General features: G+C 63.1%; 26 protein-coding genes. 15 read left to right on the top strand and 11 right to left on the bottom strand.

Going from position 1 to position 23,634, the window contains the following annotated elements; genetic code table 11:
• From A9D15_RS04295 to A9D15_RS04285, 3 genes are read left to right on the top strand one after another with little or no spacing between them, the layout of a single operon-like run.
• Entirely contained in the window at positions 1–474 is a 474-nt protein-coding gene (locus A9D15_RS04295; RefSeq protein WP_066762098.1) for an MOSC domain-containing protein, read from the top strand.
• Positions 471–1,670: a phosphoglycerate kinase gene (locus A9D15_RS04290; protein WP_066762095.1), complete on the top strand. Its 1,200-nt coding sequence runs from the start codon at positions 471–473 to the stop codon at positions 1,668–1,670. Before A9D15_RS04295 ends, A9D15_RS04290 begins: the two co-directional genes overlap by 4 nt.
• Positions 1,671–1,712: 42 nt before the next feature.
• Positions 1,713–2,585 (top strand): fructose bisphosphate aldolase, encoded by an 873-nt coding sequence (locus A9D15_RS04285; protein ID WP_066762092.1) that lies wholly within the window; start codon positions 1,713–1,715, stop codon positions 2,583–2,585.
• 7 nt (positions 2,586–2,592) lie between these two features.
• On the opposite strand, the gene A9D15_RS04280 is transcribed toward A9D15_RS04285, so the two are convergent.
• A complete protein-coding gene (locus A9D15_RS04280; protein WP_066762090.1) occupies positions 2,593–2,982 on the bottom strand; it encodes a hypothetical protein in 390 nt (129 codons plus the stop codon).
• Positions 2,983–3,023: 41 nt separating this feature from the next.
• On the opposite strand from A9D15_RS04280, the gene thiE reads away from it, so the two are divergent.
• The 5 genes from thiE to trxB all read left to right on the top strand — a co-directional run bounded on the left by thiE (position 3,024) and on the right by trxB (position 7,167).
• Positions 3,024–3,674, top strand: coding sequence for a thiamine phosphate synthase (gene thiE / locus A9D15_RS04275; RefSeq protein ID WP_066762088.1), 651 nt, complete (start codon positions 3,024–3,026; stop codon positions 3,672–3,674).
• A 73-nt stretch (positions 3,675–3,747) separates the two neighbouring features.
• Positions 3,748–4,974, top strand: coding sequence for a L,D-transpeptidase family protein (locus tag A9D15_RS04270; protein WP_066762086.1), 1,227 nt, complete (start codon positions 3,748–3,750; stop codon positions 4,972–4,974).
• Positions 4,971–5,672, top strand: a complete 702-nt coding sequence (locus A9D15_RS04265) for a M23 family metallopeptidase (protein WP_082924247.1) — start codon at positions 4,971–4,973, stop codon at positions 5,670–5,672. The genes A9D15_RS04270 and A9D15_RS04265 overlap by 4 nt, the downstream gene beginning before the upstream one ends.
• A gap of 10 nt (positions 5,673–5,682) precedes the next feature.
• The gene (locus A9D15_RS04260) at positions 5,683–6,123 is read left to right on the top strand and encodes a cupin domain-containing protein (protein WP_066762084.1); all 441 of its coding nucleotides are present in this window, start codon (positions 5,683–5,685) and stop codon (positions 6,121–6,123) included.
• Between the two features lie 81 nt (positions 6,124–6,204).
• Entirely contained in the window at positions 6,205–7,167 is a 963-nt protein-coding gene (gene trxB / locus A9D15_RS04255; protein WP_066762076.1) for a thioredoxin-disulfide reductase, read from the top strand.
• A gap of 4 nt (positions 7,168–7,171) precedes the next feature.
• On the opposite strand, the gene A9D15_RS04250 is transcribed toward trxB, so the two are convergent.
• Entirely contained in the window at positions 7,172–7,453 is a 282-nt protein-coding gene (locus A9D15_RS04250) for a phosphopantetheine-binding protein (RefSeq protein ID WP_066762074.1), read from the bottom strand.
• A gap of 78 nt (positions 7,454–7,531) precedes the next feature.
• On the opposite strand from A9D15_RS04250, the gene A9D15_RS04245 reads away from it, so the two are divergent.
• The 3 genes from A9D15_RS04245 (at position 7,532) to A9D15_RS04235 (ending at position 10,919) form a co-directional block, all read left to right on the top strand.
• The gene (locus A9D15_RS04245; RefSeq protein WP_066762205.1) at positions 7,532–9,058 is read left to right on the top strand and encodes an acyl-CoA ligase (AMP-forming), exosortase A system-associated; all 1,527 of its coding nucleotides are present in this window, start codon (positions 7,532–7,534) and stop codon (positions 9,056–9,058) included.
• Positions 9,055–10,284 carry a pyridoxal-dependent decarboxylase, exosortase A system-associated gene (locus A9D15_RS04240; RefSeq protein ID WP_066762072.1) on the top strand — a complete coding sequence of 410 codons (1,230 nt, stop codon included), beginning with the start codon at positions 9,055–9,057 and terminating at the stop codon, positions 10,282–10,284. Before A9D15_RS04245 ends, A9D15_RS04240 begins: the two co-directional genes overlap by 4 nt.
• A gap of 305 nt (positions 10,285–10,589) precedes the next feature.
• Positions 10,590–10,919, top strand: a complete 330-nt coding sequence (locus A9D15_RS04235; protein WP_066762070.1) for a hypothetical protein — start codon at positions 10,590–10,592, stop codon at positions 10,917–10,919.
• 166 nt (positions 10,920–11,085) lie between these two features.
• On the opposite strand, the gene A9D15_RS04225 is transcribed toward A9D15_RS04235, so the two are convergent.
• From A9D15_RS04225 to A9D15_RS04205, 5 genes are all read right to left on the bottom strand, one after another.
• The gene (locus A9D15_RS04225) at positions 11,086–11,790 is read right to left on the bottom strand and encodes a pirin family protein (RefSeq protein WP_066762198.1); all 705 of its coding nucleotides are present in this window, start codon (positions 11,788–11,790) and stop codon (positions 11,086–11,088) included.
• A gap of 160 nt (positions 11,791–11,950) precedes the next feature.
• Complete coding sequence (locus A9D15_RS04220; RefSeq protein WP_066762066.1) at positions 11,951–12,151, bottom strand: hypothetical protein; 201 nt, start codon at positions 12,149–12,151, stop codon at positions 11,951–11,953.
• A gap of 65 nt (positions 12,152–12,216) precedes the next feature.
• Positions 12,217–13,329 carry a cell division protein ZapE gene (zapE, locus tag A9D15_RS04215; RefSeq protein ID WP_066762064.1) on the bottom strand — a complete coding sequence of 371 codons (1,113 nt, stop codon included), beginning with the start codon at positions 13,327–13,329 and terminating at the stop codon, positions 12,217–12,219.
• A 5-nt stretch (positions 13,330–13,334) separates the two neighbouring features.
• A complete protein-coding gene (locus A9D15_RS04210) occupies positions 13,335–13,772 on the bottom strand; it encodes a PaaI family thioesterase (protein WP_066762061.1) in 438 nt (145 codons plus the stop codon).
• Between the two features lie 14 nt (positions 13,773–13,786).
• Positions 13,787–14,572: a succinate dehydrogenase iron-sulfur subunit gene (locus tag A9D15_RS04205; RefSeq protein ID WP_066762060.1), complete on the bottom strand. Its 786-nt coding sequence runs from the start codon at positions 14,570–14,572 to the stop codon at positions 13,787–13,789.
• Positions 14,573–14,733: 161 nt separating this feature from the next.
• Here A9D15_RS04205 and A9D15_RS04200 point away from each other — a divergent pair, with 161 nt between their 5' ends.
• The gene (locus tag A9D15_RS04200) at positions 14,734–15,396 is read left to right on the top strand and encodes an HAD family hydrolase (RefSeq protein ID WP_066762059.1); all 663 of its coding nucleotides are present in this window, start codon (positions 14,734–14,736) and stop codon (positions 15,394–15,396) included.
• On the opposite strand, the gene A9D15_RS04195 is transcribed toward A9D15_RS04200, so the two are convergent.
• Positions 15,393–16,775 (bottom strand): lipopolysaccharide biosynthesis protein, encoded by a 1,383-nt coding sequence (locus tag A9D15_RS04195; protein ID WP_244881969.1) that lies wholly within the window; start codon positions 16,773–16,775, stop codon positions 15,393–15,395. The two genes, A9D15_RS04200 and A9D15_RS04195, sit on opposite strands and share 4 nt — an antisense overlap.
• Before the next feature lie 86 nt (positions 16,776–16,861).
• Between A9D15_RS04195 and A9D15_RS04190 the strand changes: the two genes are divergently transcribed.
• Positions 16,862–17,605: a phosphocholine cytidylyltransferase family protein gene (locus tag A9D15_RS04190; RefSeq protein ID WP_066762057.1), complete on the top strand. Its 744-nt coding sequence runs from the start codon at positions 16,862–16,864 to the stop codon at positions 17,603–17,605.
• Here A9D15_RS04190 and A9D15_RS04185 read toward each other — a convergent pair whose 3' ends face one another.
• Both A9D15_RS04185 and A9D15_RS04180 read right to left on the bottom strand, forming a co-directional pair.
• A complete protein-coding gene (locus tag A9D15_RS04185; protein WP_066762054.1) occupies positions 17,606–18,034 on the bottom strand; it encodes an HIT family protein in 429 nt (142 codons plus the stop codon).
• Positions 18,035–18,047: 13 nt separating this feature from the next.
• Complete coding sequence (locus A9D15_RS04180) at positions 18,048–19,181, bottom strand: CDP-alcohol phosphatidyltransferase family protein (RefSeq protein WP_066762052.1); 1,134 nt, start codon at positions 19,179–19,181, stop codon at positions 18,048–18,050.
• A gap of 148 nt (positions 19,182–19,329) precedes the next feature.
• Between A9D15_RS04180 and A9D15_RS04175 the strand changes: the two genes are divergently transcribed.
• Positions 19,330–20,103, top strand: coding sequence for a nucleotidyltransferase family protein (locus tag A9D15_RS04175; protein ID WP_229660361.1), 774 nt, complete (start codon positions 19,330–19,332; stop codon positions 20,101–20,103).
• A gap of 12 nt (positions 20,104–20,115) precedes the next feature.
• On the top strand, positions 20,116–20,832 hold the full coding sequence (locus tag A9D15_RS04170; RefSeq protein WP_066762048.1) for an SDR family NAD(P)-dependent oxidoreductase: 717 nt from the start codon (positions 20,116–20,118) through the stop codon (positions 20,830–20,832).
• Positions 20,833–20,888: 56 nt separating this feature from the next.
• On the opposite strand, the gene A9D15_RS04165 is transcribed toward A9D15_RS04170, so the two are convergent.
• The gene (locus A9D15_RS04165) at positions 20,889–23,606 is read right to left on the bottom strand and encodes an Rne/Rng family ribonuclease (protein ID WP_066762046.1); all 2,718 of its coding nucleotides are present in this window, start codon (positions 23,604–23,606) and stop codon (positions 20,889–20,891) included.
• Between the last annotated feature and the right edge of the window lie 28 nt (positions 23,607–23,634).

Genomic DNA, 23,634 nt, shown 5'->3' with positions numbered 1-23,634 from the left:
ATGGGCGCTACGGGACGATTGGGCGGCATCGCGCGGCACGATCGTCCGCGTGGCCCCATGGAGCTTGTCGACGAGGTGAAAGTGACCGTCCGCGAAGGCATCGCGGGCGACTTTCGCGGCGCGCTGAAGCCCGACGGCCCGCGCAAGCGGCAGGTCTCGCTGATCAGCGCCGAGGACTGGGCCGCTGCGATGGCGGATCTGGGCCTCGATGCAGGGGCCATTCCCTGGCAGGAACGCCGCGCGAACCTGTTGGTCGAGGGGCTGACCCTGCCGAGGGAACAGGGCGCACGCATACGCATTGGCGGCGACGTCGTGATCGAAGTCGTGCAGGAATGCGATCCCTGCAGCCGCATGGAAGAAATCCACGCCGGACTGAAGGCCGCGCTGACCCCCGAATGGCGGGGCGGCGTGCTTGGCCGCGTGCTTGAAGAGGGCACGATCCGTGCCGGCGACACCATAAGGATCGAAGAATGAGCGAGTTTCGTAACCTGGACGATATCGGTGACGTTTCGGGCAAGGTCGCGCTGGTCCGTGTCGATCTTAACCTGCCGATGAACGGCGGACAGGTGACCGACAAGACGCGCATAACCGCTTCTGCCCCGACGATTCTCGAACTGGCCGATGCCGGTGCCAAGGTGCTGCTGCTGGCGCATTTCGGGCGTCCCAAAGGCGCCCGAAATTCGACGATGAGCCTGTCGATGGTGGTCGACGCCGTGCAGGATGTTCTGGGCCGCGAGATCATGTTCGTGCCCGAAGTCGCGGGCGACGTGGTCGCCCAGTCGATTGGCATCATGCGTCCCGGCGACATCTCGATCCTTGAAAACACCCGCTTCTGGCCGGGTGAGGAAAAGAACGATCCCGAATTCGCCAGGGCCATTGCCGCCAATGGCGATCTCTACGTCAACGACGCGTTCTCCACCGCGCACCGCGCCCATGCCTCGACCGAGGGGCTGACGAAGTTCCTGCCGTCCTATGCCGGTCGTTCGATGCAGAAAGAGCTCGAAGCGCTCGACAAGGCGCTGGGCAGCCCGGAAAAGCCGGTTGCGGCGGTGGTCGGTGGGGCCAAGGTCTCGTCCAAGCTCGACGTGCTGCGCCATCTTGTCGGGCAAGTCGATCACCTCATCATCGGCGGCGGCATGGCCAATACCTTCCTTGCCGCGCGCGGAGTAGATGTGGGCAAGTCGCTATGCGAGCATGACCTGACGGGCACGGCCGAGGAGATCATGGACGCTGCCGACGCGTCGGGCTGCACCGTCCACCTGCCTTACGATGTCGTCGTCTCGAAGGAATTTGCCGCGAACCCGCCCTCGATGCGGACCTGCAACGTCCACGAAGTCGCCGCGGACGAGATGATTCTCGACGTCGGCCCGCAGGCTGTCGAGGCGTTGGGAGACGTGCTCAAGACTTGCCGCACGCTTGTCTGGAATGGCCCCATGGGCGCCTTCGAGACCGAGCCGTTCGATGCCGCCACGGTCGCTCTGGCGCACACGGCGGTGGCGCTGTCGAAGGAAGGTTCGCTCGTCTCGGTCGCCGGTGGCGGCGATACGGTCGCAGCATTGAACCATGCCGGCGTGGCCGGTGATTTCACTTATATTTCAACAGCAGGCGGTGCCTTCCTCGAATGGATGGAAGGTAAGGAACTGCCCGGTGTTGCCGCCCTGTCGCAATAAAGGCGGCGCACCGGATCATTGCGACGAGGGAGCGCAGACTACATGGATATGAAAAAGCAGATTGCCGAAGGACAGGGCTTTATCGCCGCCCTCGACCAGTCGGGCGGTTCGACGCCGAAGGCACTGCGCGGTTACGGCGTTGAAGACAGCGAGTGGTCGGGCGACGAGGAAATGTTCGCCAAGATCCACGAAATGCGTAGCCGCATCATCACCAGCCCGTCATTCTCGAACGGCAAGGTGATCGGCGCGATCCTGTTCGAAAAGACCATGGACGGCCAGGTCGAAGGCAAGCCGACCCCGCAGGCCCTGATCGATCGCGGCATCGTGCCGTTCATCAAGATCGACAAGGGTCTCGAGGACGAAGCGAATGGCGTCCAGATGATGAAGCCGATGCCCGAGCTCGATACGCTTCTGGCCCGCGCCAAAGGTCTCGGCGTTTTCGGCACCAAGGAACGTTCGGTCATCAACGAGGCGAACCCCGAAGGCATCGCGGCCATCGTCGCGCAGCAGTTCGAGATCGGTCGCCAGGTGCTGGCCGCGGGTCTCGTCCCGATGCTGGAGCCCGAATACTCGATCAAGGCCGAGGGCCGCGCCGAGGGTGAGAAGATCCTGAAGGCCGAGATCCTGAAAAACCTGGAAACGATGGACGAGCAGGTCATGCTCAAGCTGTCGATCCCGGTCGAGGCAAATCTCTATGCCGATCTGATCGCGCACCCCAAGGTTCTTGCCGTCGTCGCGCTTTCCGGGGGTTACTCGACGGACGAGGCTTGCGAAAAGCTGGCCCAGAACAAGGGCATGATTGCAAGCTTCAGTCGCGGATTGCTGCAGGACCTGCGCGCAGGGCAGTCGGATGAGGAGTTCGACAAGACGCTGGGCGATGCGATCGACCAGATCTACGCCGCAAGCATCGCCTGATCCTTAATCAGGTTCCGAAGCGGAAAAGATATTCGGCCGGGGCGATATCCGCCTCGGCCGTTTTCGTTGGGCGGACCTCCTCCAGCGTGAAGGCATAATTGTCGCCCATCGGGTGCTCGCCCACGAGGGTGCCCTGACCAAGCGTCACCCATGCCTGCCTATCCTCGCCAGACCGTTCGACTTCGACGAGCAGCGTGATCCGGCCCTGCCACACGCATTGCACGCCAGACGGACAGCGACTGTCTTCGCCGACCCGTAGCGGGGTCAACACGGCATCGCCGTTCCGAACCGCTTCACCGATCGCTACGAAACTCCCCTCGGCAGCGACGTCGGTGTCGGGCAGGGTGGTGCATCCGGCGAGCAGGATCGCGAAGGCGGCGGCGGTCTGTTTCATCATGCGTCTTTCCTCTGGCGTCGCACGCGGGTAGAGCGCGGCACATGAACACAACGTGCCAGCTCTACCTGATATCCCCGCTCGACGTTTCGGGCGAGTTCCCCGAACGGCTTGCCCGCGCGCTCGACGCGGGCAAAGGCGTCGTCACCGCGTTCCAGTTCCGTGTGAAGGGGATCGAAGATCAGCATGAGGCCGCGCGCCTTGCCGAACCGCTTCAGGCGATTTGCGCGGAACGCGACGTCGCCTTCATCGTCAACGATTCGATCGCGCTTGCCAAACGGCTTAATGCCGATGGCGTGCATCTCGGCCAGTCGGACGGTGAGGTTAAGGACGCGCGCGAAAGGCTTGGCCGCGATGCGCAGATCGGCGTGACCTGCCACGACAGCCGCCACCTTGCCATGCAGGCGGGCGAGGATGGCGCAGACTATGTCGCCTTCGGCGCATTCTTCCCGACCGAGACGAAGGAGACCGAATACCGGGCAGAGCTCGACCTGCTTGAATGGTGGTACCACGTCTTCGAGCTTCCCTCGGTTGCAATCGGCGGCATCACGCCCGAAAACTGTGCGCCGCTGGTGACTGCTGGCGCGGACTTCCTCGCGGTTTGCGGTGCAGTCTGGAACGGGGACGAGGTTGCCGCTGTCAAGGCCTTCGCAAAGGCGATCGAAGGCGCACCGCCGCCCGATCCGGAGGCCTGATCAGGACGCGCGCGGACCCATCCGCGATTTCGCGCGTTGCTCCCGAAGACGATATAAATCTTCGGGAAATTCCATGATCCGCAAATCTGCACTGATGCTCGGCCTTCCGGTCATGCTGGCAATTGCCGGCTGCTCGGGCGGCGAGGAACAAGCCCCCGCACCGGAAGCGACCGCGACCCAGTCCGTCGATGAGAACTACGCCGACGAGATGCGCAGCAACGACCGCGGCGATGTCCAGAGCGAGGCCTCCATTCCCGATGCGGAGGATCGCCCTACGATGCAGGCACAGGTCGTGCTGGACCGCCTCGGCTTCTCGCCCGGCGTGATTGACGGAAAGATGGGCCTTTCGACCGAAAATGCGTTGGAAGCGTTCCAGGAAGCGAACGACCTCGACACTACCGGCAAGCTCGACGATGCGACAAAGGAGGCACTCCAGCGCTGGCAGGACATTCCTGCGACGCGCGTTGTGACCATCCCCGAGGATTTTGCAGTCGGCCGCTTCGAGAAGCTTCCCGATGACCCTGCAGAGCAGGCGAAGATGGCCCGCCTGGGTTACGAATCGCTGGACGAAAAGCTGGCGGAGCGTTTCCATACGACGGTCGAAACGCTGGAAATGTTGAACCCTGACGGCAAGCCGGCGACGAGCGAGGCGACACCGGACGGCGGTGCATCGCCCACGCCTTCGCCCACCACGACGTCCACGCCGACACCCGCCCCTAGCGCCACGGCATCGGGTGATGCGAAAGCCGGCCCGCCGAGCAAGTTTGCCGCGGGACAGAAGATCCGCGTGCCGAACATCGGCGCGGACTTCATCGACCGTAAAGCCGATGTCGACACGAATTGGCGGGACACGCTGCGCATGCTGGGCGTCGGAACCGACCAGCCCGAAGTCGCGAAGATCGTAGCGGACAAGTCGGAAGACACGCTCAAGGCATACGACGCGGAAGGCAAGCTCGTCGCGGCATTCACCATCACCAGCGGATCGAGCCACGATCCCCTGCCGATCGGCGAATGGAAAATCCTCGGCATCGCGCACAATCCGCCGTTCGCTTACGATCCCTCGCTGTTCTGGGACGTGCCAGACGATGCGGAGAAGCAGCAGCTACCCCCCGGTCCGAACGGTCCGGTCGGCGTTGTCTGGATCGACCTTTCGAAGGAGCACTACGGCATTCACGGCACGCCCGAGCCTGAAACGATCGGCCGCGCGGAAAGCCATGGCTGCGTCCGCCTGACAAACTGGGATGCCGCGCGCCTTGCCGAGATGGTCTCGCAGAGCACGCAGGTCATTTTCAAGGAATGAGCGAAACGGTTGTAACAACCGGAACCGCCCCGCGGTCGCGCCTGCGCCGGTTCGGGCGGGACTTGCGGTTGGTTCTCGTCACGGCTGCGCTGACATCTCTGGCGTGGATCGTCGTGCTGGCGTTCGCAGGCGTGGACCTGTTCGCGCCAAGGGTGGAGCCTGGCGAGCCTACGACCATAATTTCACCCGATGCCAACGATGGCTACCCCGACGACGTCGTGCCGATCGAGATGGTTTCTCCCATACAGTCGATGGAGCCGCTCGGCGCCTTGCGTGTCCCGGTCGAAGGCGTCGCCCCCTCGGACCTGATCGACACTTATGACGCCCCTCGCGGTTCGCGCAAACACGAGGCGCTCGACATCATGGCGCCCAAGGGCACGCCGGTCGTCGCGGCGGCGGAAGGAACAGTCGAAAAGCTGTTTCTGTCGGACGATGGCGGCAAGACGATCTATGTGCGCAGCGCCGACGGTGCGACGATTTACTATTACGCTCACCTCGCCACTTATGCGCCGGGTCTGGAAGAAGGCGCCTTCGTGCGTGCCGGACAGCGAATAGGCACGGTCGGCGCGTCGGGCAATGCCGATGCTTCAGCGCCGCATCTCCACTTTGCCGTTATGCAGACGACGCCCGATAAATCGTGGTGGGAAGGGACGCCGCAGAACCCTTATCCCTTGCTGAGCATGCCCGCCGCAGACTAACTTGCAGCCCATGGGCACAGCCGACGACGTCATCAGGCTTCTCGAGCTTCAGCCGCACCCTGAAGGCGGCTGGTACCGCGAGACATGGCGCGAGCCATCTCCGGTCGGTGGACGCGCGTTGGCGACAGGCATCCACTTCCTTTTGAAGGCCGACGAGAGGTCGCACTGGCACCGTGTCGATGCGTCGGAACTGTGGGTCTACAGCGCCGGCGGCCCGCTGCGCTTGCAGGGCGCAGAAGGCGCACAGGGCGAGATCGTACTGCCCGACCGTACGCTGGGGCCGGACCTGGCATCCGGGCACGTTATGCAGCACCTTCATCTCCCCCGCGCATGGCAGTCGGCGGAGCCCTTGGGTGACTGGACGCTCGTCACCTGCGTCGTCACGCCCGGCTTCGAGTTTGCCGGTTTCGAGCTTGCGCCGGCCGGTTGGGTGCCGATCGCGCTTCGCTGACGGGGAAAGCGGCCTTTCCCGCCATTGCATTTGGAGCCTGTCGGTCTATTTCCGAACCCGCGTTCAAAAGGGAAATCGTAAATGGCCACGCACAAGACCCGCATGCTCATCATCGGCTCCGGCCCGGCCGGGCTTTCCGCCGCAATCTATGGCGCGCGCGCGGGTATGGAACCGATCGTCGTGCAGGGGCTGCAGCCCGGCGGACAACTTACCATCACCACCGATGTTGAGAACTATCCCGGTTTCCGTGATGTGATCCAGGGGCCGTGGCTGATGCAGGAAATGCAGGCACAGGCCGAACACGTCGGCACGCGCATGATGTGGGATACGATAACCGAGATCGACATCGAAGGTGGCTCACCGTTTACCGCCAAGGGCGACAGCGGCGACGAATATGTCGGCGATGTGCTGGTCATCGCCACCGGCGCGCAGGCCAAGTGGCTGGGAGTTGAAGGCGAGCAGGAATGGTCGGGCAAGGGCGTTTCGGCTTGTGCGACTTGTGACGGGTTCTTTTACCGTGGCAAGAAGGTCGTGGTCATCGGCGGCGGAAACACCGCGGTCGAGGAGGCATTGTACCTCACAAACCATTCGGACGATGTGACGCTGATCCATCGCCGTGACGAACTGCGTTCGGAGAAGATCCTTCAGGAACGCCTTTTCAAGAACCCGAAGATCTCGACCCTGTGGAACAAGACGGTCAAGCGTTTCGAGGGCGATCCGGCAAAGGGCCTGACCCATCTCGTGCTGAAGGACACCGTGACGGGCGAGGAGTCGACTTTCGAGACCGAGGGCGCGTTCGTCGCCATCGGCCACGCGCCGGCGACCGAACTGTTCAAGGGCAAGCTACCGATGGACGAAAGCGGCTATCTGCTGGTCGAACCCGGCACGCCGAAAACCGCTGTACCGGGCGTGTTCGCCTGCGGTGACGTGATGGACCACACCTATCGTCAGGCCGTGACGGCGGCGGGCACGGGCTGCATGGCTGCGCTCGACGCCGAGCGTTTCCTCGCCACTCTCGATTTTGCGAAGGAAGCGGCCGAGTAAGGCGTTACTGCGCGCGCTTCTCGTCGACGAAGACGAGAAGTGCGCCGTAAGTCTCCAGCATCTCGCCGTCGATGTCCTCGTCCTCGATCACGATGTCGCAGCGATCCTCGATTTCGGTCAGAAGGCCTGCAACGGCCTGCGAATCGAGTTCGGGAAGGGCGCCGAATAGTTCGGTGTCCGCGTCAAATTCGGCAACGCGTTCAGGCGAAAGCGCCAGCACGTCGACAAGTATCGCGCGCAGGAGAACGTCGGTCGTCGGAAGTTCGGTAGGGTCGGCCTCACTCATGCGGCCCGCCTTTAACCGCGCGATCGGGCCTAGGCAAGCGTGGCGGTGCGGTGCACGCATGCTATGCGCTTGGCCATGATGGTCGCGAATCCCCAACCGATAGACCGGCTGACCTTGCGCGGCAGCCTGAACGCACCTGCATTGGTACTGCAGGGCGAGACGCTGAGCTATGCCGATCTGGAGCGCGACGTTGCCGCTCTGGCGGGCTGGCTGGCGGCGTTCGGATTCGCGCATGGTTCGCGTGTGGCAAGCTGGGCGGGGAAGGGCTGGCTGACCTGTTTGATGCCGCTTGCAGCGCCTAGGGCGGGGTTGGTGCATGTGCCGGTGAACCCATTGCTGAAACATGCGCAAGTCGCGCACATTCTTTCCGACTGCTCAGCCTCGTTGCTGATCGGTAACAAGGGTCGGCTCGGCGGGCTTGAGGACGGTGACGTCCCTGCCGACTGCCAGGTGAAGGACGAGAGCCATGTGCGCGCCGAATGTGTCGGCACCGACGATCTTGCGCCTTCCGACGCTGATCCCGATACTCTCGCGGCGATCCTCTATACCAGCGGTTCGACAGGCAAGCCCAAGGGCGTGATGCTGAGCCATGCGAACATGTGGCTGGGCGCGGAAGCGGTGGCTGGTTACTTGCGGCTCGATCCGTCCGACCGGACACTTGCGGTCTTGCCGCTGGCGTTCGATTACGGTCAGAACCAGCTGTTCTCGACATGGTATGCGGGCGGGGCGGTCGTGCCGATCGACTACCTGCTGCCTCGCGAGGTCGTTAAGGCGGTTGCCGCTCATGCGATCACCACGCTCGCCGCCGTCCCGCCCTTGTGGATCCAGCTTCTGGAACAGGACTGGCGCGAAGAAGCGGTGGCGCCGTTACGTAGGCTCACCAACAGCGGGGGCGCTCTTGGCGAACCGCTGGTCCGCGCATTGCGGAAGCAGTTTCCCGACGCTGATCTCTACGCGATGTACGGTCTGACAGAGGCATTCCGTTCGACTTACCTTCCTCCTTCGATGATCGATGAACATCCGACTTCGATCGGTGGGGCCATTCCTTACGCCGAGATCATGCTGGTGAAGGACGACGGCAACCTTGCCGGGCCGGGCGAGGAAGGCGAACTGGTTCACGCAGGGCCGCTTGTCGCGCAAGGTTACTGGCTGGATCAGGCCCGCACCGACGATCGGTTCAAGCCAGCGCCCGCTGCATCACAATACGGCGGTATCGCAGTCTGGTCCGGCGACAGGGCCCGGTATGACGATGACGGCCTGCTCCATTTCGTCGGACGGCGCGATGCAATGATCAAGTCGCTGGGACAGCGGATCAGTCCCCAGGAGATCGAGGACGCTGCGCTGGCAACTGGACTTGTCGCCGAATGCGTTGCGCTGGGCGTGCCGGATGCGAAGCTGGGGCAGGCGGTGCATCTCGTGGCGCGCCCGACCGTCGGGGTGGCTACCGACGATGCTCGGGCAGAATTGGTGAAGGCATTGCGCCGTGAACTGCCGAGCTACATGCAGCCGCAAGTCATCCATTGGCGCGATCAGTTGCCTCGCGGGGCGACCGGCAAGCTCGACCGGACGGGGCTGGCGCATGAAATTGCAGGGGAAGCGGCATGAAAGCGATGGGGCCGATACCGGCAGGCTACGTCGGCCGGGACGGCGAACTGGTCATTGCGGGGCAGCCGGTTTCGCACTGGATCGCCAAAGCGGGCGAGACGCCGCTGTTCGTCTATGACAGCGCTCGCCTGACCGGGCGTGTCGCTCAGTTGCGGGCCGCAATGCCGCAGCGGCTTTCGATCCATTACGCGATCAAGGCCAATCCTTTCGCGCCGGTGCTGCGCCACATGGCGGGCCTTGTCGACGGCTTCGACATTGCATCGGGCGGCGAGCTTGCGATGGCGCAGGAGGCCGGCTTTCCGGCGGATCGGATCAGTTTTGCAGGGCCGGGCAAGGATAACCGCGAGCTGGAAGCTGCCATTGCGGCGGGCGTGACGATAAACCTCGAGAGCGAGGGCGAGATGCGGCGGGCGCTGGCGACAGGCGAACGGCTTGGCGTGGCGCCGCGTCTGGCCATCCGGGTGAACCCAGATTTCGATCTCAAGGGCTCGGGCATGAAGATGGGCGGGGGCGCAAAGCCGTTCGGCATCGATGCGGCGCGCGTGCCAGCGCTGGCCCGGGAAATTGCGGACAGTGGGGCGCAGTGGCGCGGCTTTCACATCTTTGCGGGCAGCCAGGCGCTTTCCGCCGATGCTGTCATCGAAACGCAGGCCCAGACTCTGGCCCTGGCCGGCAGGCTGGCCGAGGAGACGGGCATCGCACTTCCGCACTGCAATCTGGGCGGCGGCTTTGGCATTCCCTATTTCCCGGGCGACGAACCGCTTAACATCGCGGCGGTCGGCGCCGCGCTGGGAGAGGCGTTTGATGCCTTGCCGGACGGGCTCGAAGAGACGCATTTCGCCATTGAACTGGGCCGCTGGCTGGTCGGAGAGGCGGGCGTTTACCTGACGCGCGTGATCGACGTGAAGGACAGCCACGGCGAGATTTTCGTTGTTGTCGACGGCGGCTTGCATCATCAGCTCGCCGCCTCGGGCAACTTCGGCACAGTCGTCAGGCGCAATTATCCTGTCGCTGTGGCCAACCGGTTCGGTGACGTGGACGCAGGCTTTGCGCAATCAGTCGTCGGCAGGCTTTGCACTCCGATAGACAGGCTGGCCGAAAAAGTCGCGCTGCCGCCGATATCCGAAGGTGATCTCATCGCGGTATTCTGCGCCGGAGCATACGGCGCCAGTGCCAGTCCCGCGATGTTCCTGGGGCATGGCGCCGCGGCAGAGCTGCTGGCCTGACGATCTTTCCGTAACGGATGCGTTTTGAGCGCCGATCGTCATGCTTAAGAGCATGTCGATCAATACGGAGGAAACTGCGCTTGCCGCCCATGTCTTCGATGCGTGAATGTACAAGCATCGAGCAAACATGGGTTATCTGTCATGTGCCATGGCAAATAAGGCGGCCCGACGCGAAGCGACAGGTTTCGCTTCTGTAGCGTGAGGGCAGGGCCGGCGCGGACATTACATTCGCTGCTGCAAGGTTTGTGCAGGGGGCGAAAATCGTGACGCTTTCAGCGGGTATGCGATGCGAACGCCAAGCGGTCATGTCCCAGGTCGAGCGTCTTGCCGGCCGGTATATTTCACGGTCGGTCAGCCTGAGAATTTCCGATATCGGCCGCGACTTTCCCGTCCATCTTGAGAGGGCGGGATTGTCGTGCGGACCGGGTCTTGGCGTATCGCCTTTCGCGACCTGGCAAACGCAGCGCACCTTGCTGATCGTCGATGAAGCCGAATTGCTGGACGACCGGAATTGCCGCCTCCTCACCGATATCTCAGACATAGGATTGGGCAATTCGGGGCAAGTGATTATCGCCGGAGGAAATGCTCTTCTACCACGTCTTTGCAGCCCCAATTGGGCGATGTCTGGCGGCTGACCGGCGTTGCGGCAACTCTCGAAAATCCGACTACGACCCCTGAACGCGAAATCGCCGGACTGCGCGATGAGATGGAGCGAACCTGGGCCTGCCTCGAAGCGCAGCGCCGCATACTCGCGATATCTGCAAGTAACGCGGGCGCTGCGCCCCATTGGGGTATCGACCCCTAGCGCGAATCCACCATGAGCAGTTCGACCGGTGAAATGGCCGTGACCGAAAGGCGCTCCTCGCCTGTGACGGCGACGCCGTCGCGATCGTTCGCAGTCTTGCCGTTGACTTCGACGGTACCGCCAATGGGCACCATATAGTAATGGCGATCACCGACGAGGTCGAGATCGATGGTCTCCCCTTCGTCCAGCGTCGCGGCCAGAACGCGGGCGTCGGCGTTCATCGAAAGAACGTCGCTACCCGTCTCGCCTTTGCGGCCACTGGCGAGTGTTACCCAGTTGCCTGCGCGCGTCCCCTTGGGGAATTCAAGCTGGCCCCAGCTGGGCGCAAGTCCCTTGCGATCGGGCAGGACCCAGATCTGGAACAGTTCGGTCGCCTCGTCCTCGAGATTGTACTCTGCATGCGTGATGCCGGTGCCCGCGCTCATCACCTGGACGTCGCCAGCCGCGGTGCGGCCTTCATTGCCGAGGCTGTCGCGGTGGCTGATCGCGCCCTTGCGGACGTAAGTAATGATTTCCATGTCGCTATGCGGATGGGGCGGAAAGCCGGAGCGTTCCTTGATCCAGTCGTCGTTCCACACGCGCAGCGCACCCCAGCCCATGCGGGACGGGTCGTAGTAGTTCGAGAACGAGAAGTGATAACTGGTGTCGAGCCAGCCGTGGTTGGCCTTCCCGAGGTTGTCGAAGGGCCTGATCTCAATCATGTCCATTTCCACATCGGCGGGGAAAATGCTACTGAAACAAGGGCAAGCCGCCGGAACAGGATCGAGATGGCCCCCGACGAAGGCTACTTCAAGAAGGCACAGCGGTGTGCCCTAACTGACCACCCCGATCATCGGGCGGAACGCCGCGCGGCGATGCCAGTCAAGGACGAGCAAGGCCGCCAATTACGAAGCTGGCCAGCATGAGCGGGGTTACGAAGCCGATATGCGACAACACGTCCTCAAATTGCGCACCGGGGCCGGTCTTTGGCGGAAACCGATTGCCCTTTTCGCAGGGCATCGACCAGCCGTCATAGATGCCGATTACAGCGAAGAACCCGCCGTAGCCGAACCTCAGTGCCATTATCGCAATGTCGCCGGTGTTTTTCGCACCAGTTTCTGACGCGGGGCGGTACGTGCAAGTGTGGCTTACTGCTCGCCGTGGCCCCGGGCGAGATAGTCGGCGCTCTGCATTTCCATGAGACGGCTGACGGTACGGTCGAATTCGAAACGCCCGTCGCCGGCTTCGTAGAGGTCGGCAGGCGCCGCATCGGCGGTCGCGATCAGTTTCACGCCATGTTCGTAGAGCGCGTCGATCAGCGTGACGAAGCGCGCGGCCTCGTTGCGCATGTCCGGGCCCATCTTCGGGATCGCGACGATAATGACCGAGTGATAATTGCGCGCAATCGCGAGATAGTCCGACGCCCCGCGCGCATCGACGCACAAACGCTTGAACGAGAAGACGGCAACGCCTTTCAGGCTCTTGGGCACCCACATCGTGCGTGCCGAGCCGACCTGCAACTCGCATCCCGTGACGTGTTCTGCATCTTCAGGCGGATAGTCGGTCAGGCGGAAGAAAATCTCGCGGACTCTCTCGGTCGCGACGGGGCCGATCGGCGTGTACCACACGTCTGCGCCGCCCAGGCGTTCGAGCCGGTAGTCGGTCGGGCCGTTGAGCGTAATGACGTCGAGCTTCTTTTCGATGAGGGCGATGAAGGGGAGGAAATGCTCCCGGTTCAGGCCGTCCTTGTAGAGTTCCGACGGTTCGCGGTTAGACGTCGTCACGATGGTGACGCCGCCCTCGATCAGCGCCGTGAACAGACGGCTCATAATCATGGCGTCTGCGGAATTGTTCACGACCATCTCGTCGAAGGCGAGCACGCGGGCTTCTGCCGCGATCTGGCTTGCGACGGGAAGGACCGGGTCGCCGCTTTCCTTCTTGCGTTCCTCGCGAAGGCGCGCATGTACGTCGAGCATGAATTCGTGGAAGTGCGCGCGGCGCTTGGCGGACACTTCCAGTGTGTTGTGGAACAGGTCCATCAGCATCGACTTGCCGCGCCCGACGCCGCCCCACATGTAGATGCCGCGCGGGGTAGGGCTGTCGCTACCGAACAGGCGCTTCAGCAAGCCTCCGCCGCGAGGCGTGGCCTCCAGCTGTTTTTGCAAGCCATCGAGCCGTTCGGCAGCTGCGCGCTGTTCGTCGTCGGGACGCAATTCGCCCGCGGCCAGAAGCTCTTCGTAGCGTTCGAGAAGACCTGCCATCTTGCTCAGGAAATCTTGCGGAGGAGTCCGGTGTAGGAACAGATCGTCACATCGTCCTGCACCAGCAAGCCACGCGTGAAGATCATGCGACCGGTTTCGCGTGTCAGTTCGACAAGCGCATCAAGCGGCTTTTCAAGGACGCCGGGTGCAAGGAACTGGGTTTGCATGTCGACCGTGACGCCGCGCTGGTCCGGCTTGCCCGCCAGCATGTTCGCACCGCCGAACATGGCCGTGTCGATAAAGGCCATCAGCGCGCCGCCATGGAAGACGCCGTTCACGTTCGCAAGCTTTTCCGTCGGTTCGAGCAGACGGACCCGCGCCTTGCCGTCTTCAGTCCGGATCAGCATGCGACCGAGCACCGCGCGGTTGAACTGGCCCGGCTCTCCGATCCGCCATTCCTGCCAGCCGGGATGGTCCGGCGCAGCGATGAACCTGTCCGACATCAGCCTCTCTTACCTCAGACGAGGCGTTCGGCTTCCATCTTCTTGATTTCGGCGATTGCCTTGGCCGGGTTCAGGCCCTTCGGACAGACGTTCGCGCAATTCATGATGGTGTGGCAGCGATAGAGACGGAAGGGATCTTCCAGCTCGTCCAGACGCTCGCCCGTCATTTCGTCGCGGCTGTCGGCCAGCCAGCGATAGGCCTGAAGCAGGATCGCGGGGCCGAGGAACTTGTCTGAGTTCCACCAGTAGCTGGGGCACGCGGTCGAGCAGCAAGCGCAAAGAATGCACTCGTACAGGCCGTCGAGCTTGTTGCGATCTTCCGGCGATTGCAGGCGTTCCTTGCCCGACGGGGTCGGCGTGACCGTTTGCAGCCAGGGGCGGATCGAGGCGTACTGTGCGTAGAAGTGCGTGAAGTCGGGGACGAGGTCCTTGATGACTTCCATGTGCGGCAGCGGCGTGATGCGAACTTCGCCCGTGCCGCAATCCTCGATCGCGGTGGTGCAGGCCAGACCGTTGCGGCCGTTGATGTTCATCGCGCACGAACCGCAGATGCCTTCGCGGCAGGACCGACGGAACGTCAGTGTCGGGTCCATCTCGTTCTTCATCTTGATGAGCGCGTCGAGAACCATCGGGCCGCAAGCGTCGAGATCGATCTCGAACACGTCGTAACGCGGGTTCTCACCGCTATCCGGGTCGTAGCGATAGACCTTGAAGTCCCGTTTCGCCCCATCGGTCTCAGCCTTATGGGTGCGGGTCTTGCCGCTGATCTTGCTGTTCTTCGGCAAAGCGAACTGGGCCATGGGAAAATCAACCTACCGACTGTGTGTTTGCATTGGTGCGTCAACAGCAGCAGCCCCGACAAGTCAAGGGTGCTGCAGTGCGTCATCGCAATTCTTTGCATGTTGTCAACGCGTGGCACAGCACCTAACCGGTTGACCAAGCGCAGGGAAGGAACGGAAAATTGCGTCGCCAAATCGCGATCTACGACCTTGACGGTACGTTCCTGTCACGCGCGACTTTCACGCCTTTCCTGTTGTTTGCGGCGGGAAAGCGGGCAAAATGGCGGCTCTCCTTCACGCCGGTGTGGATCGGCGCGATGATCGCCTACAAGGCCGGCGCCTTCACCCGACAGCAACTGAAGCAGCTGGGCCTGTCACTTTTTACAGGGGCGATATCGAAAGACGAACTTTCGGCCCTTTCCGAAGAATTTGCGGATCGCGTGGTGCCGGGCTGGATCGGTTCGGGCGCGGCAAAGGCGTTCGAGCGCGACCGTGAGGAAGGCCGGCTGCTGATCCTCGCGACCGCGGCGATGGAATTCTATGCATCGGGCATTGGAGAACGCGCCGGTTTCGATCACGTAATCGCGACGCGCAGCGAGATCGTGGACCGGCGGTGCCGTATTACGGGCGGCAACAACTATGGGCAGAACAAGATTCCACGGGTAGAGGCGGTGCTGGATGCGCTGGGCCTTCCTCGCGAGGAGTGCCACGTGCGCTTCTATTCCGACTCGATGGCCGATGCGCCCTTGCTCGACTGGTCGGACGAGGCGGTGTTCGTGAATGGTGGAGCGGCCAGGAACGCCAAGGCCTTGGCGCGGGGCTGGCAGGTCGCCGATTTTCGCTAGCCGCGAGGGAGCGCCGCTTCTTCTGCATCCATCCGGCGCAAGGTCATGACCGCCAGAATGCCCATTACGACGTAGCCTACCGCTCCGCCGATCGCGACGGCCCACGCGATGCCCGGGCTGCCGTAAGGGCCGACCAGCACATAGACCGCAGCCGCTGCGGCAAAGACCGAAACAAGCCGCGATATCAGCGATAGCATCGCCTTGCCGGTCGAGTGCAGAACCGGTTCGAAAGCAACGCCTGCCAATTCGAAACTTGCCGCGACGGTCAGCGGGATCAGTATCACATAGCCGCCCCGGAACTCGTCGCCGCCCAGCAGCGCCATGATCTGGCCGCCCAGCGCCACGGCGAGCAGCACGACGATCGCGCCGCCTGCGCCAGCGATCTTGCTGGTCTGCGCGGCGAGCTTGCGGAACTCCTTCGCGGCCGAGGCCACCTTGGCGCGCGAAATCTCGGCATAGGCGGCGCGGCTAAGCAGGCTGGACAGCTTGGCAAGGCCTTGTGCCAGCTGGTTCGCAAGGCGGAAAAGGCCAGCAGCGCTGGTATTGACGAAATAGCCAACTGCAAGCAGCGGGCCGTGGCGGAACACGGCCTCGACCGTGGCGCTGGCATAAGTGACGAAGAAGAACCGGACGAGACCGGGATTTTCCTCACGCGCTTTGAAAGCGTCCTTGAGGTGAGCCAGCCGGATCGCCTGCGGGCATAGCCTGCGGGCCACGATCCAGTAGATCGCCGCCTCGAGCAGGTCGATCACGGCCCATGCGATGAGGAAGAGAACAAGGCTTGGCCCCGTAAGCCAAATCGCGATCGCGGCCAGCAACCGGCCCAGCGGAACGATGGCCTCGATATAAACGGCCATGTCGAACCGGTCGAGCGCGCGCACTATGCCGGTCGGCGCCGAAACCAGAGCCCAGAGCGCGGCGACGTTGAACCAGAACGCGGTGTCGACCAGCGTCGGGTTCAGTTCCAGCGCATCGGCAAATTCGTAGAAGGCAAAGTATGCAATGACACAGCCCAGCACCGCGCCGATGACGTCGAGAACGCCCGACATCATGGCAAGCCGTCCGAACTTGCCCCAGTCCTTCTGATGTACGTGTTCGACGCCGTATTTCACGACGACGCGCCATGTCTGGAATTCAGCCAAGGCAATAAGCGCCTGCGAAGTGCCGAAGATCAGCGCGAAGTGGCCGAAGTCCTTGAGGCCGAGGGAGCGGGTCAGGATCGCGAGGTAGACGAGCGAGCACACCGCGCCGAAACCCTTGCCGCCGATCAACCAGGCGACATTGGTGAGCATGCGCGAAAGCAGCGAGCGTGTGCCCGTATTGTCTGGACCCTTGGCACCCATCATCGCGCCTTTGGACCAGAGCCACGCAAACGGCAAGCTTCTCACCTGCTCTCTGCCCGACTTGTGCGGCACTCCCTTCAGGTCATTGCGGTGAAAGGAAGCGCGGCCTAAAGGGCTGCGCCATGATCGAACATGCCATCCTTCTGAGCGCAGGCCAGGGTTCGCGCCTGTTGCCACTGACCGCAGAGCGCCCAAAGTGCCTCATCGACTTTTCCGGTCGCTCGCTGATCGAGTGGCAGATCGAGATGCTCGCCCGCGCAGGTGTGAAGCGTGTCGACGTTGTCACCGGCTTCATGACCGACATGGTTGAGGAACATCTTGCGAAGATCGACGATCCGCGGATCGAGGTGACTTGCCACTTCAACCCTTTCTTCAAGGTCGCCGACAATCTCGGTTCGTGCTGGATCGTGCGCGAGCAGATGAAGGGCGATTTCCTTATCCTCAACGGCGACACACTGGTGAGCGAAGACATCGTGAAGCGCGTCCAGGAAGGGTCGGAGTGGCCCATCGCCGTGACCGTCGATGTGAAGCCGTCCTACGATAGCGACGACATGAAGGTCTCGCGCGGCGAGAACGGCCGACTGGCCCGAATCGGCAAGACGCTCACCGCCGAAGTGTCCAACGCAGAGTCCATCGGCTTCCTTGCTTTCCGGGGCGAGGGCGCGGATCTGTTTCGCGAGACGGTCCGCCAGACGATGCGTACACCCGACGGTGTCAATCACTGGTACCTGAAAGTGATCGACATGATCGCGGACAGCGGCAAGGTCGGCACGAAGTCGATCGAAGGTCTCGACTGGGCCGAAGTCGACTTCCTCAACGACATCGAGATCGCGACCGAGCTGACCGATCGCTGGGTCGAGGGTTGATCAGGCGAAGAGCGGCGTAAGCGCATCGCGCAGGGCCGCTTTCGCATCCCCATCGAGCGCAACTGCAGAGCCAAGGTCGGGCACCTTGGGCCAGCCGGCATCGATATATTCGGTGCCGGCGAATTCGCGCGCGCCGTCATAGCGCGGGATCACGTGGAAGTGGACGTTCGGGTCCACCATCATCAGCATCAGGTAGTTGATCTTCGCGTATCGGACGAAGGTCTTGAGGGCGTCCTCGATCGCTTTCGTGACGGCGGCGAGCTCGGCAAAGGCCTCTGCCGGGAGCGCAGAGAAATTGGTGCAGTCCGACTTTGCGGCGAGCACGAGACTGCCGAGCGTCGGTTGGGCCGGGCGCAGCAGGACGACCCAGTGTTCGTATTCGTGCACCAGCGTTTCGGGGAAGCCGAACTTCTCGATCGTCTCGTTCATCTCAAGGTCTCCCTCAGGCGTCGCCGCTGAGCCAGCTGGTCAGCGGAGCGCCTTTCTTCGCGCGGGCGAATTCCGCCTGGATCAGCTGGATCACGTGTACGACAAGAGAGATCACGGTCCACCATGCTACCGCGATGATGCCGAGATCGGGGCGGGCAAACAACATCGACACGAACAGGATGACCATGTTGGGATTACGCCGCGCGGTGATCAGGCGGAACTGGCTGTCGATGCGGCGCCAGACATGGATGTGCATCATGTTGTTGCGGCGAATGAACAGGCCTTCGATCAGGCGCTGGACGACATAGCCACCCTGGATCGCGCCCTGAACCAGCCAGAAGGTCGTATCGTCGAAGCCGAGTCCCCAATAGACGAGGCCCGTCGTCCAGAACCACCACCAGAACGGCGGATGCACGAGGTCGATGCCGTGATCGAACACGTTGCCCCACCAGCTGGACGTGACGGTACAACGCGCGAGCTTTCCGTCCACGGTATCGAGCACCATGAAGACCAGTCCCATCGCCATGCCAGCCCAGTAGTGGCCATAGGCAAAGGCGAAAGTCGCCGCGACGCAAAGGATCGCACCGATGCCGGTCACCATGTTCGGCGTCATGCCGATCCTGGCCGCAAACCGCGTAACCACCAGTGCCCATTCGGGCCAAAGGTACTTGGTGAGGATGTCGGTGACGCCCTTGTAGGCACCGAAATAGCTCGCCCGCTCGATCTGCCGCACGGTTTGCCGCGTCAGTTCCATCAGGAACGGCGTCTCGCGCTTGCGTAGCTGCTTGTTTTCGATTGTCGGACCGTCTTCGTAAGCCCAGATGGTGAGGCCGGCGACGCTATCAAGCGGTGCATCACGCTCGATCGCGTCGCGGACCGCGGCGTTCTGCGCCGGGTCCGTCACGTGGACGAGCGCAGGCACTCCGCCGAGCGTCAAGGCCAGGCCTGGGGTTGCGGCAACATGGCGCAGCCAGGCCGGGTCGAAAGCGAACCGCGCATTGGCGAGGACGACAGGCGCGCCGTCGCCCACTTCCAGCTCGGATGCTCTGGCTAGGCGGCGCGTGCGCTCGGCCATCGAGAGGCCCCAGAGCTTCGTACTGTTCTCGCCGACGGACTGGACGGCAGGTTTCACGGGAGGCGTATTCATCGCCCAGCGATTAGGGCGAAGGGGGCTGCGCTGCAACAAGCGTGAGGTCGCACATGCACAGTCCAGAGTGTGAGTTGAGCCCAAGGGGATGGATAAGCAGCGTCAGGGGGCTGTGCGCTGTGGGTAAGGCTGGCTAAGGATGGCCGCGATGATCGAACTGGCAAAGACCACTGCCCTGATCCTTGCGGGCACTCGCCCCGGAGGCGATCCCTTTGCGCAAGAGGTCGGTGTCGAACACAAGGGGCTGATCGACGTCGGCGGGCGCGCGATCCTTCAGCGGGTCGTATCCGCGTTGCAGGCCGCGGATGTGGGCAGGGTGGTCGTATCGACGAACTGTGATGCCGTGGCGGAACTGGCGCAAGAACTTGGCGCGCAAGTCATCTCGTCGAAGGCGGGCCCGAGCGCCAGTGTCGATGCCGCCTTTGGCTATTTCGGCGCCCCGATGCTGGTGACGACATCGGATCATGCCCTGTTGCAGCCGGACTGGATTCGCCAGTTCGCTAACGACTATCCGCCTCATGCCGATCTTGCCGTGATGCTGGCCCGCCGCGAAGCGGTCGAACGTGCCGTTCCGGGTACGCAGCGCACCTGGATGCGCTTCGCCGACGGGCACTGGTCGGGGTGCAACCTGTTCATGCTCGCCACGCCTGCTTCATCCCGCGCGTTGGGCTTGTGGAGCGAGGTCGAGGCCAATCGCAAGAATCCGTGGCGGATCGCGGCGCGGCTGGGGTTCGGAACGCTGTTCGGCTATGCGCTGGGCAGGTTGAGCCTTGCCGCCGTCGTCGCACGGCTAGGTCAGCAGATCGGGATCGATGCGCGGATCGTGGCGGCGGATGACGGGCTTGCCGCTGTCGATGTCGACAAGGCCTCCGATCTTGCGCTCGTGCGATCTCTCGTGGAGGCTCGGCCCGAACTCACCTGAAGGGAGAGACGGATGCGCTGTGTCATTTTCGGAGGGAGCGGGGGGCTGGGGGCCGCATTCACAGCGTTACTGTTGAAGCGGGACGATATCGAACTGCTCCATGTCGGATCGCGAGTTGCCCCGACCTTTGACGATCGGCGTGTGCAGCCCTTTACCTTCGATCTAGAGGACGAGGCATCGATTTCCGCTGCGGCCGAAGCAATAGGGAAGGGCGGACCGCTTGACCTCGTGCTCGTCGTGAGCGGCATCCTGCAGCGCGAACCCGATGTCCGGCCCGAGCGTAGTTGGCGCTCCATAGAGCTTGAGGCGATGCAGCAGGTATTTGCCGTCAACACTTTCGGACCCGCGCTGATCGGCAAGCACTTTCTGCCGCTAATGCGCCGCGATGGGCCGTGCCGGTTCGCGGCAATCTCGGCGCGGGTGGGATCGATCGGCGACAACCGGCTTGGTGGATGGCACACCTACCGCGCGTCGAAGGCGGCGCTCAATATGATGATACGCAATTTCGCCATCGAGATGGGCCGCCACAATCGCGAGGCAATCGTCGTCTCGCTGCATCCGGGAACGGTCGATACCGGCCTTTCGCAGCCGTTCCAGAACAACGTCCCCGAAGGCAAGCTGTTCACGCCCGAATACTCGGCGTTCTGCCTGCTCTCGGTCCTCGACGGGCTTCAGCCGAAGGATACCGGTGGCTTCTTCGCGTGGGATGGTCAGCCGATAGAATGGTGATCGGCCGGACCCGCGCTTGGCGGACCCGGCCGATCTAGAACCCTGTATTCAGGCGATCAGTTGCCGAAAGTGCGCTGCCACCAGCCACGGCGGGGTTCGCCGTTTTCATCGAGCGCATCGGCGTCTGGGCCTTCGGCAGACACGTCGTTCGCGGGTTCAGCTTCTGCAGCGGGGGCTTCCTCAGCAGGAGTCTCGGCTGCGGGGGCTTCGGCAGTAGCGGCCGGTTCTTCGGTCACGACCGGCTCCGGCTCAGCTTCCGCGGTTACTTGCGATTCCTCGGCAGCCGGTTCGACCTTCTTGCGGCGCGTGCGACGCTTCTTCGGTTTTTCTTCGGCCTCTGCCTCGGCTTCGGGCTGAGCTACTTCGTCGGCAGCCGGCTCGGTAGCAGTTTCGTTCGCTTCCTCGGCAGTCGGTTCGACCTTCTTGCGACGCGTACGGCGCTTCTTGGGCTTTTCCTCGGCTTCGGCCGGCTCTGCACCGGCCTCGTCCGAGGCTTCCGCCGGAGCTTCCTCTGCTACGACTTCGGGCTTCTCTTCGGCTTCGGCAGGTCCTGCTTCTGCGTCGGTGTCGTCACCCGATGTCTCGTCACCGTTGTCGGCCTGCTTCTTGCCGCCACGGCGGCGGCGTCGGCGCTTCTTGGGTGCGGCTTCGGCTTCCTCGCCGTTGTCGTCACCGTTGCCGGTGTCGGTATCGTCGCTGTCGTCCGAGTTTTCGTCGTCGCCGTTGTCGTCGTCCGAACCGTTCTCGTCGCTGCCGTCTTCACGGTCGCGATTGCGGTTGCGGCGACCGCCACGGCGGCGGCGGCGGCGCTTGCGGCGGGGCTGGTCGCCCTCGTCACCGCCGCGTTCTTCCTCGTCGGAGGTGTCCTCGTCCTCTTCCTCGATGTCGCCATCGTCGTCGTCATCGTCCTGGATGACTTCGAACTTTGGCGCATCCTTGGGGCGCGGGCCGCTGGAGGCGGCGCGCATCTTCGCGCCTTCGTTCTCGCCCTCGGGGATCACTTCGACGTGAACGCCGTAACGCTCCTCGATCTCGGCGAGATCGGCGCGCTTGGAGTTGAGCAGGTAGATCGCCGCCTCGGTCGAGGCGTAGAGCGTGATCGTCGTGCCCTTGCCCTTGGCCGCTTCGTCCTCGATCAGGCGCAGGGCTGAAAGGCCCGCGCTCGACGCGGTGCGGACAAGGCCGGTGCCATCGCAGTGCGGGCATTCACGGGTGGTCGCCTCAAGAACGCCGGTGCGCAGGCGCTGGCGGCTCATCTCCATCAGGCCGAAGCCCGAGATGCGGCCGACCTGGATGCGGGCGCGGTCGTTCTTCAGCGCCTCCTTCATGCACTTCTCGACCTTACGGATCGAGGAATTGTGCTCCATGTCGATGAAGTCGATGACCACGAGGCCCGCCATGTCGCGCAGGCGCAGCTGGCGCGCGATTTCGCGGGCGGCTTCGAGGTTGGTCGAAAGCGCGGTCGCCTCGATGCCGTGTTCCTTGGTGGAGCGGCCCGAGTTGATGTCGATCGAGACAAGCGCTTCGGTCGGATTAATGACGAGGTAGCCGCCCGACTTCAGCTGCACAACGGGGTCGTACATCGCCGAAAGCTGATCCTCTGCGCCATAGCGCTGGAACAGGGGCACGGGGTCGGCATACTGCTTCACGCGCCGCGCATGGCTGGGCATCAGAAGCTTCATGAATTCCTTGGCCGAGCGGTATCCCTGATCGCCCTCGACGATCACTTCCTCGATCTCGCGATTATAGATGTCGCGAATCGCGCGCTTGATGAGGTCGCTGTCCGAGTGGATCAGCGCAGGCGCGCTGGACTTCAGCGTATTCTCGCGGATCTCGTCCCACAGGCGGGCGAGGTAGTCGAAGTCGCGCTTGATCTCGGTCTTCGTGCGCTGAAGCCCTGCGGTGCGGACGATGCAGCCCATCGACTTGGGCAACGACAGTTCCGACACGATCTGCTTGAGGCGCTTGCGGTCGCTCGCGCTCGAGATCTTGCGGCTGATGCCCCCGCCGTGGCTGCTGTTGGGCATAAGCACGCAGTAGCGGCCCGCCAGCGACAGGTAGGTGGTGAGAGCCGCGCCCTTGTTACCGCGTTCTTCCTTGACGACCTGAACGAGCAGGACCTGGCGCCGCTGGATCACGTCCTGGATCTTGTAGCGGCGACGCAGGGCAAGACGCTTGGCGCGAGCCTCGTCGGCCGCGCGGGCGCGGTTACCGCCCTGGCGGCGACCCTTGCGGCGGCGGGGACGCTTGTCTTCGGACTCGTCGTTGTCGTCGCTGCCCGAAACGTTGCCGTCCTCGATCGTGGCGACGTCGTCCTTTTCGGACGTGTCTACCTCTTCGAAACCGTCTTCGCCGTCTGCGAGTTCCTCGGCGAACGAATCGGATTCCTCGTGGCGATCGTCATCGTCGTCATGTTCATCGCCGTTGTCGTCCGCGCCGTGGTCGTCGTCGTCATCCTCGGCGCGCAGGCGCGCTTCTTCTTCCGCGTGGGCAGCCTCTTCGGCCAGCAACGCTTCGCGGTCTTCCTTCGGGATCTGATAGTAGTCGGGGTGGATTTCGTTGAAGGCGAGGAAACCGTGACGGTTGCCCCCGAAATCGACGAAAGCGGCCTGGAGGGAGGGTTCGACCCTCGTCACCTTGGCCAGGTAGATATTGCCCTTGATCTGCTTGTGTTCGGCCGACTCGAAGTCGAACTCTTCAATTCTGTTTCCCTTGAGCACTGCCACCCGGGTCTCTTCCTGGTGGCGCGCATCGATCAGCATACGCGTTGACATCGATTATTCTCCGTGCGCGCAATAGGCC

The organism is Croceicoccus pelagius (assembly GCF_001661915.1).
Classification (GTDB): Bacteria; Pseudomonadota; Alphaproteobacteria; order Sphingomonadales; family Sphingomonadaceae; genus Croceicoccus; species Croceicoccus pelagius.
Note: the sequence above shows the minus strand (reverse complement) of the source record. Positions and strands in the feature narration are given on the sequence as shown.

Coding starts and splice junctions, on each gene's coding strand:
- A9D15_RS04295 (WP_066762098.1), top strand. CDS start 1: ATGGGCGCTACGGGACGATTGGGCGGCATCGCGCGGCACGATCGTCCG.
- A9D15_RS04290 (WP_066762095.1), top strand. CDS start 471: ATGAGCGAGTTTCGTAACCTGGACGATATCGGTGACGTTTCGGGCAAG.
- A9D15_RS04285 (WP_066762092.1), top strand. CDS start 1,713: ATGGATATGAAAAAGCAGATTGCCGAAGGACAGGGCTTTATCGCCGCC.
- A9D15_RS04280 (WP_066762090.1), bottom strand. CDS start 2,982: ATGATGAAACAGACCGCCGCCGCCTTCGCGATCCTGCTCGCCGGATGC.
- thiE (WP_066762088.1), top strand. CDS start 3,024: ATGAACACAACGTGCCAGCTCTACCTGATATCCCCGCTCGACGTTTCG.
- A9D15_RS04270 (WP_066762086.1), top strand. CDS start 3,748: ATGATCCGCAAATCTGCACTGATGCTCGGCCTTCCGGTCATGCTGGCA.
- A9D15_RS04265 (WP_082924247.1), top strand. CDS start 4,971: ATGAGCGAAACGGTTGTAACAACCGGAACCGCCCCGCGGTCGCGCCTG.
- A9D15_RS04260 (WP_066762084.1), top strand. CDS start 5,683: ATGGGCACAGCCGACGACGTCATCAGGCTTCTCGAGCTTCAGCCGCAC.
- trxB (WP_066762076.1), top strand. CDS start 6,205: ATGGCCACGCACAAGACCCGCATGCTCATCATCGGCTCCGGCCCGGCC.
- A9D15_RS04250 (WP_066762074.1), bottom strand. CDS start 7,453: ATGAGTGAGGCCGACCCTACCGAACTTCCGACGACCGACGTTCTCCTG.
- A9D15_RS04245 (WP_066762205.1), top strand. CDS start 7,532: ATGGTCGCGAATCCCCAACCGATAGACCGGCTGACCTTGCGCGGCAGC.
- A9D15_RS04240 (WP_066762072.1), top strand. CDS start 9,055: ATGAAAGCGATGGGGCCGATACCGGCAGGCTACGTCGGCCGGGACGGC.
- A9D15_RS04235 (WP_066762070.1), top strand. CDS start 10,590: ATGTCCCAGGTCGAGCGTCTTGCCGGCCGGTATATTTCACGGTCGGTC.
- A9D15_RS04225 (WP_066762198.1), bottom strand. CDS start 11,790: ATGATTGAGATCAGGCCCTTCGACAACCTCGGGAAGGCCAACCACGGC.
- A9D15_RS04220 (WP_066762066.1), bottom strand. CDS start 12,151: ATGGCACTGAGGTTCGGCTACGGCGGGTTCTTCGCTGTAATCGGCATC.
- zapE (WP_066762064.1), bottom strand. CDS start 13,329: ATGGCAGGTCTTCTCGAACGCTACGAAGAGCTTCTGGCCGCGGGCGAA.
- A9D15_RS04210 (WP_066762061.1), bottom strand. CDS start 13,772: ATGTCGGACAGGTTCATCGCTGCGCCGGACCATCCCGGCTGGCAGGAA.
- A9D15_RS04205 (WP_066762060.1), bottom strand. CDS start 14,572: ATGGCCCAGTTCGCTTTGCCGAAGAACAGCAAGATCAGCGGCAAGACC.
- A9D15_RS04190 (WP_066762057.1), top strand. CDS start 16,862: ATGATCGAACATGCCATCCTTCTGAGCGCAGGCCAGGGTTCGCGCCTG.
- A9D15_RS04185 (WP_066762054.1), bottom strand. CDS start 18,034: ATGAACGAGACGATCGAGAAGTTCGGCTTCCCCGAAACGCTGGTGCAC.
- A9D15_RS04180 (WP_066762052.1), bottom strand. CDS start 19,181: ATGAATACGCCTCCCGTGAAACCTGCCGTCCAGTCCGTCGGCGAGAAC.
- A9D15_RS04175 (WP_229660361.1), top strand. CDS start 19,330: ATGATCGAACTGGCAAAGACCACTGCCCTGATCCTTGCGGGCACTCGC.
- A9D15_RS04170 (WP_066762048.1), top strand. CDS start 20,116: ATGCGCTGTGTCATTTTCGGAGGGAGCGGGGGGCTGGGGGCCGCATTC.
- A9D15_RS04165 (WP_066762046.1), bottom strand. CDS start 23,606: ATGTCAACGCGTATGCTGATCGATGCGCGCCACCAGGAAGAGACCCGG.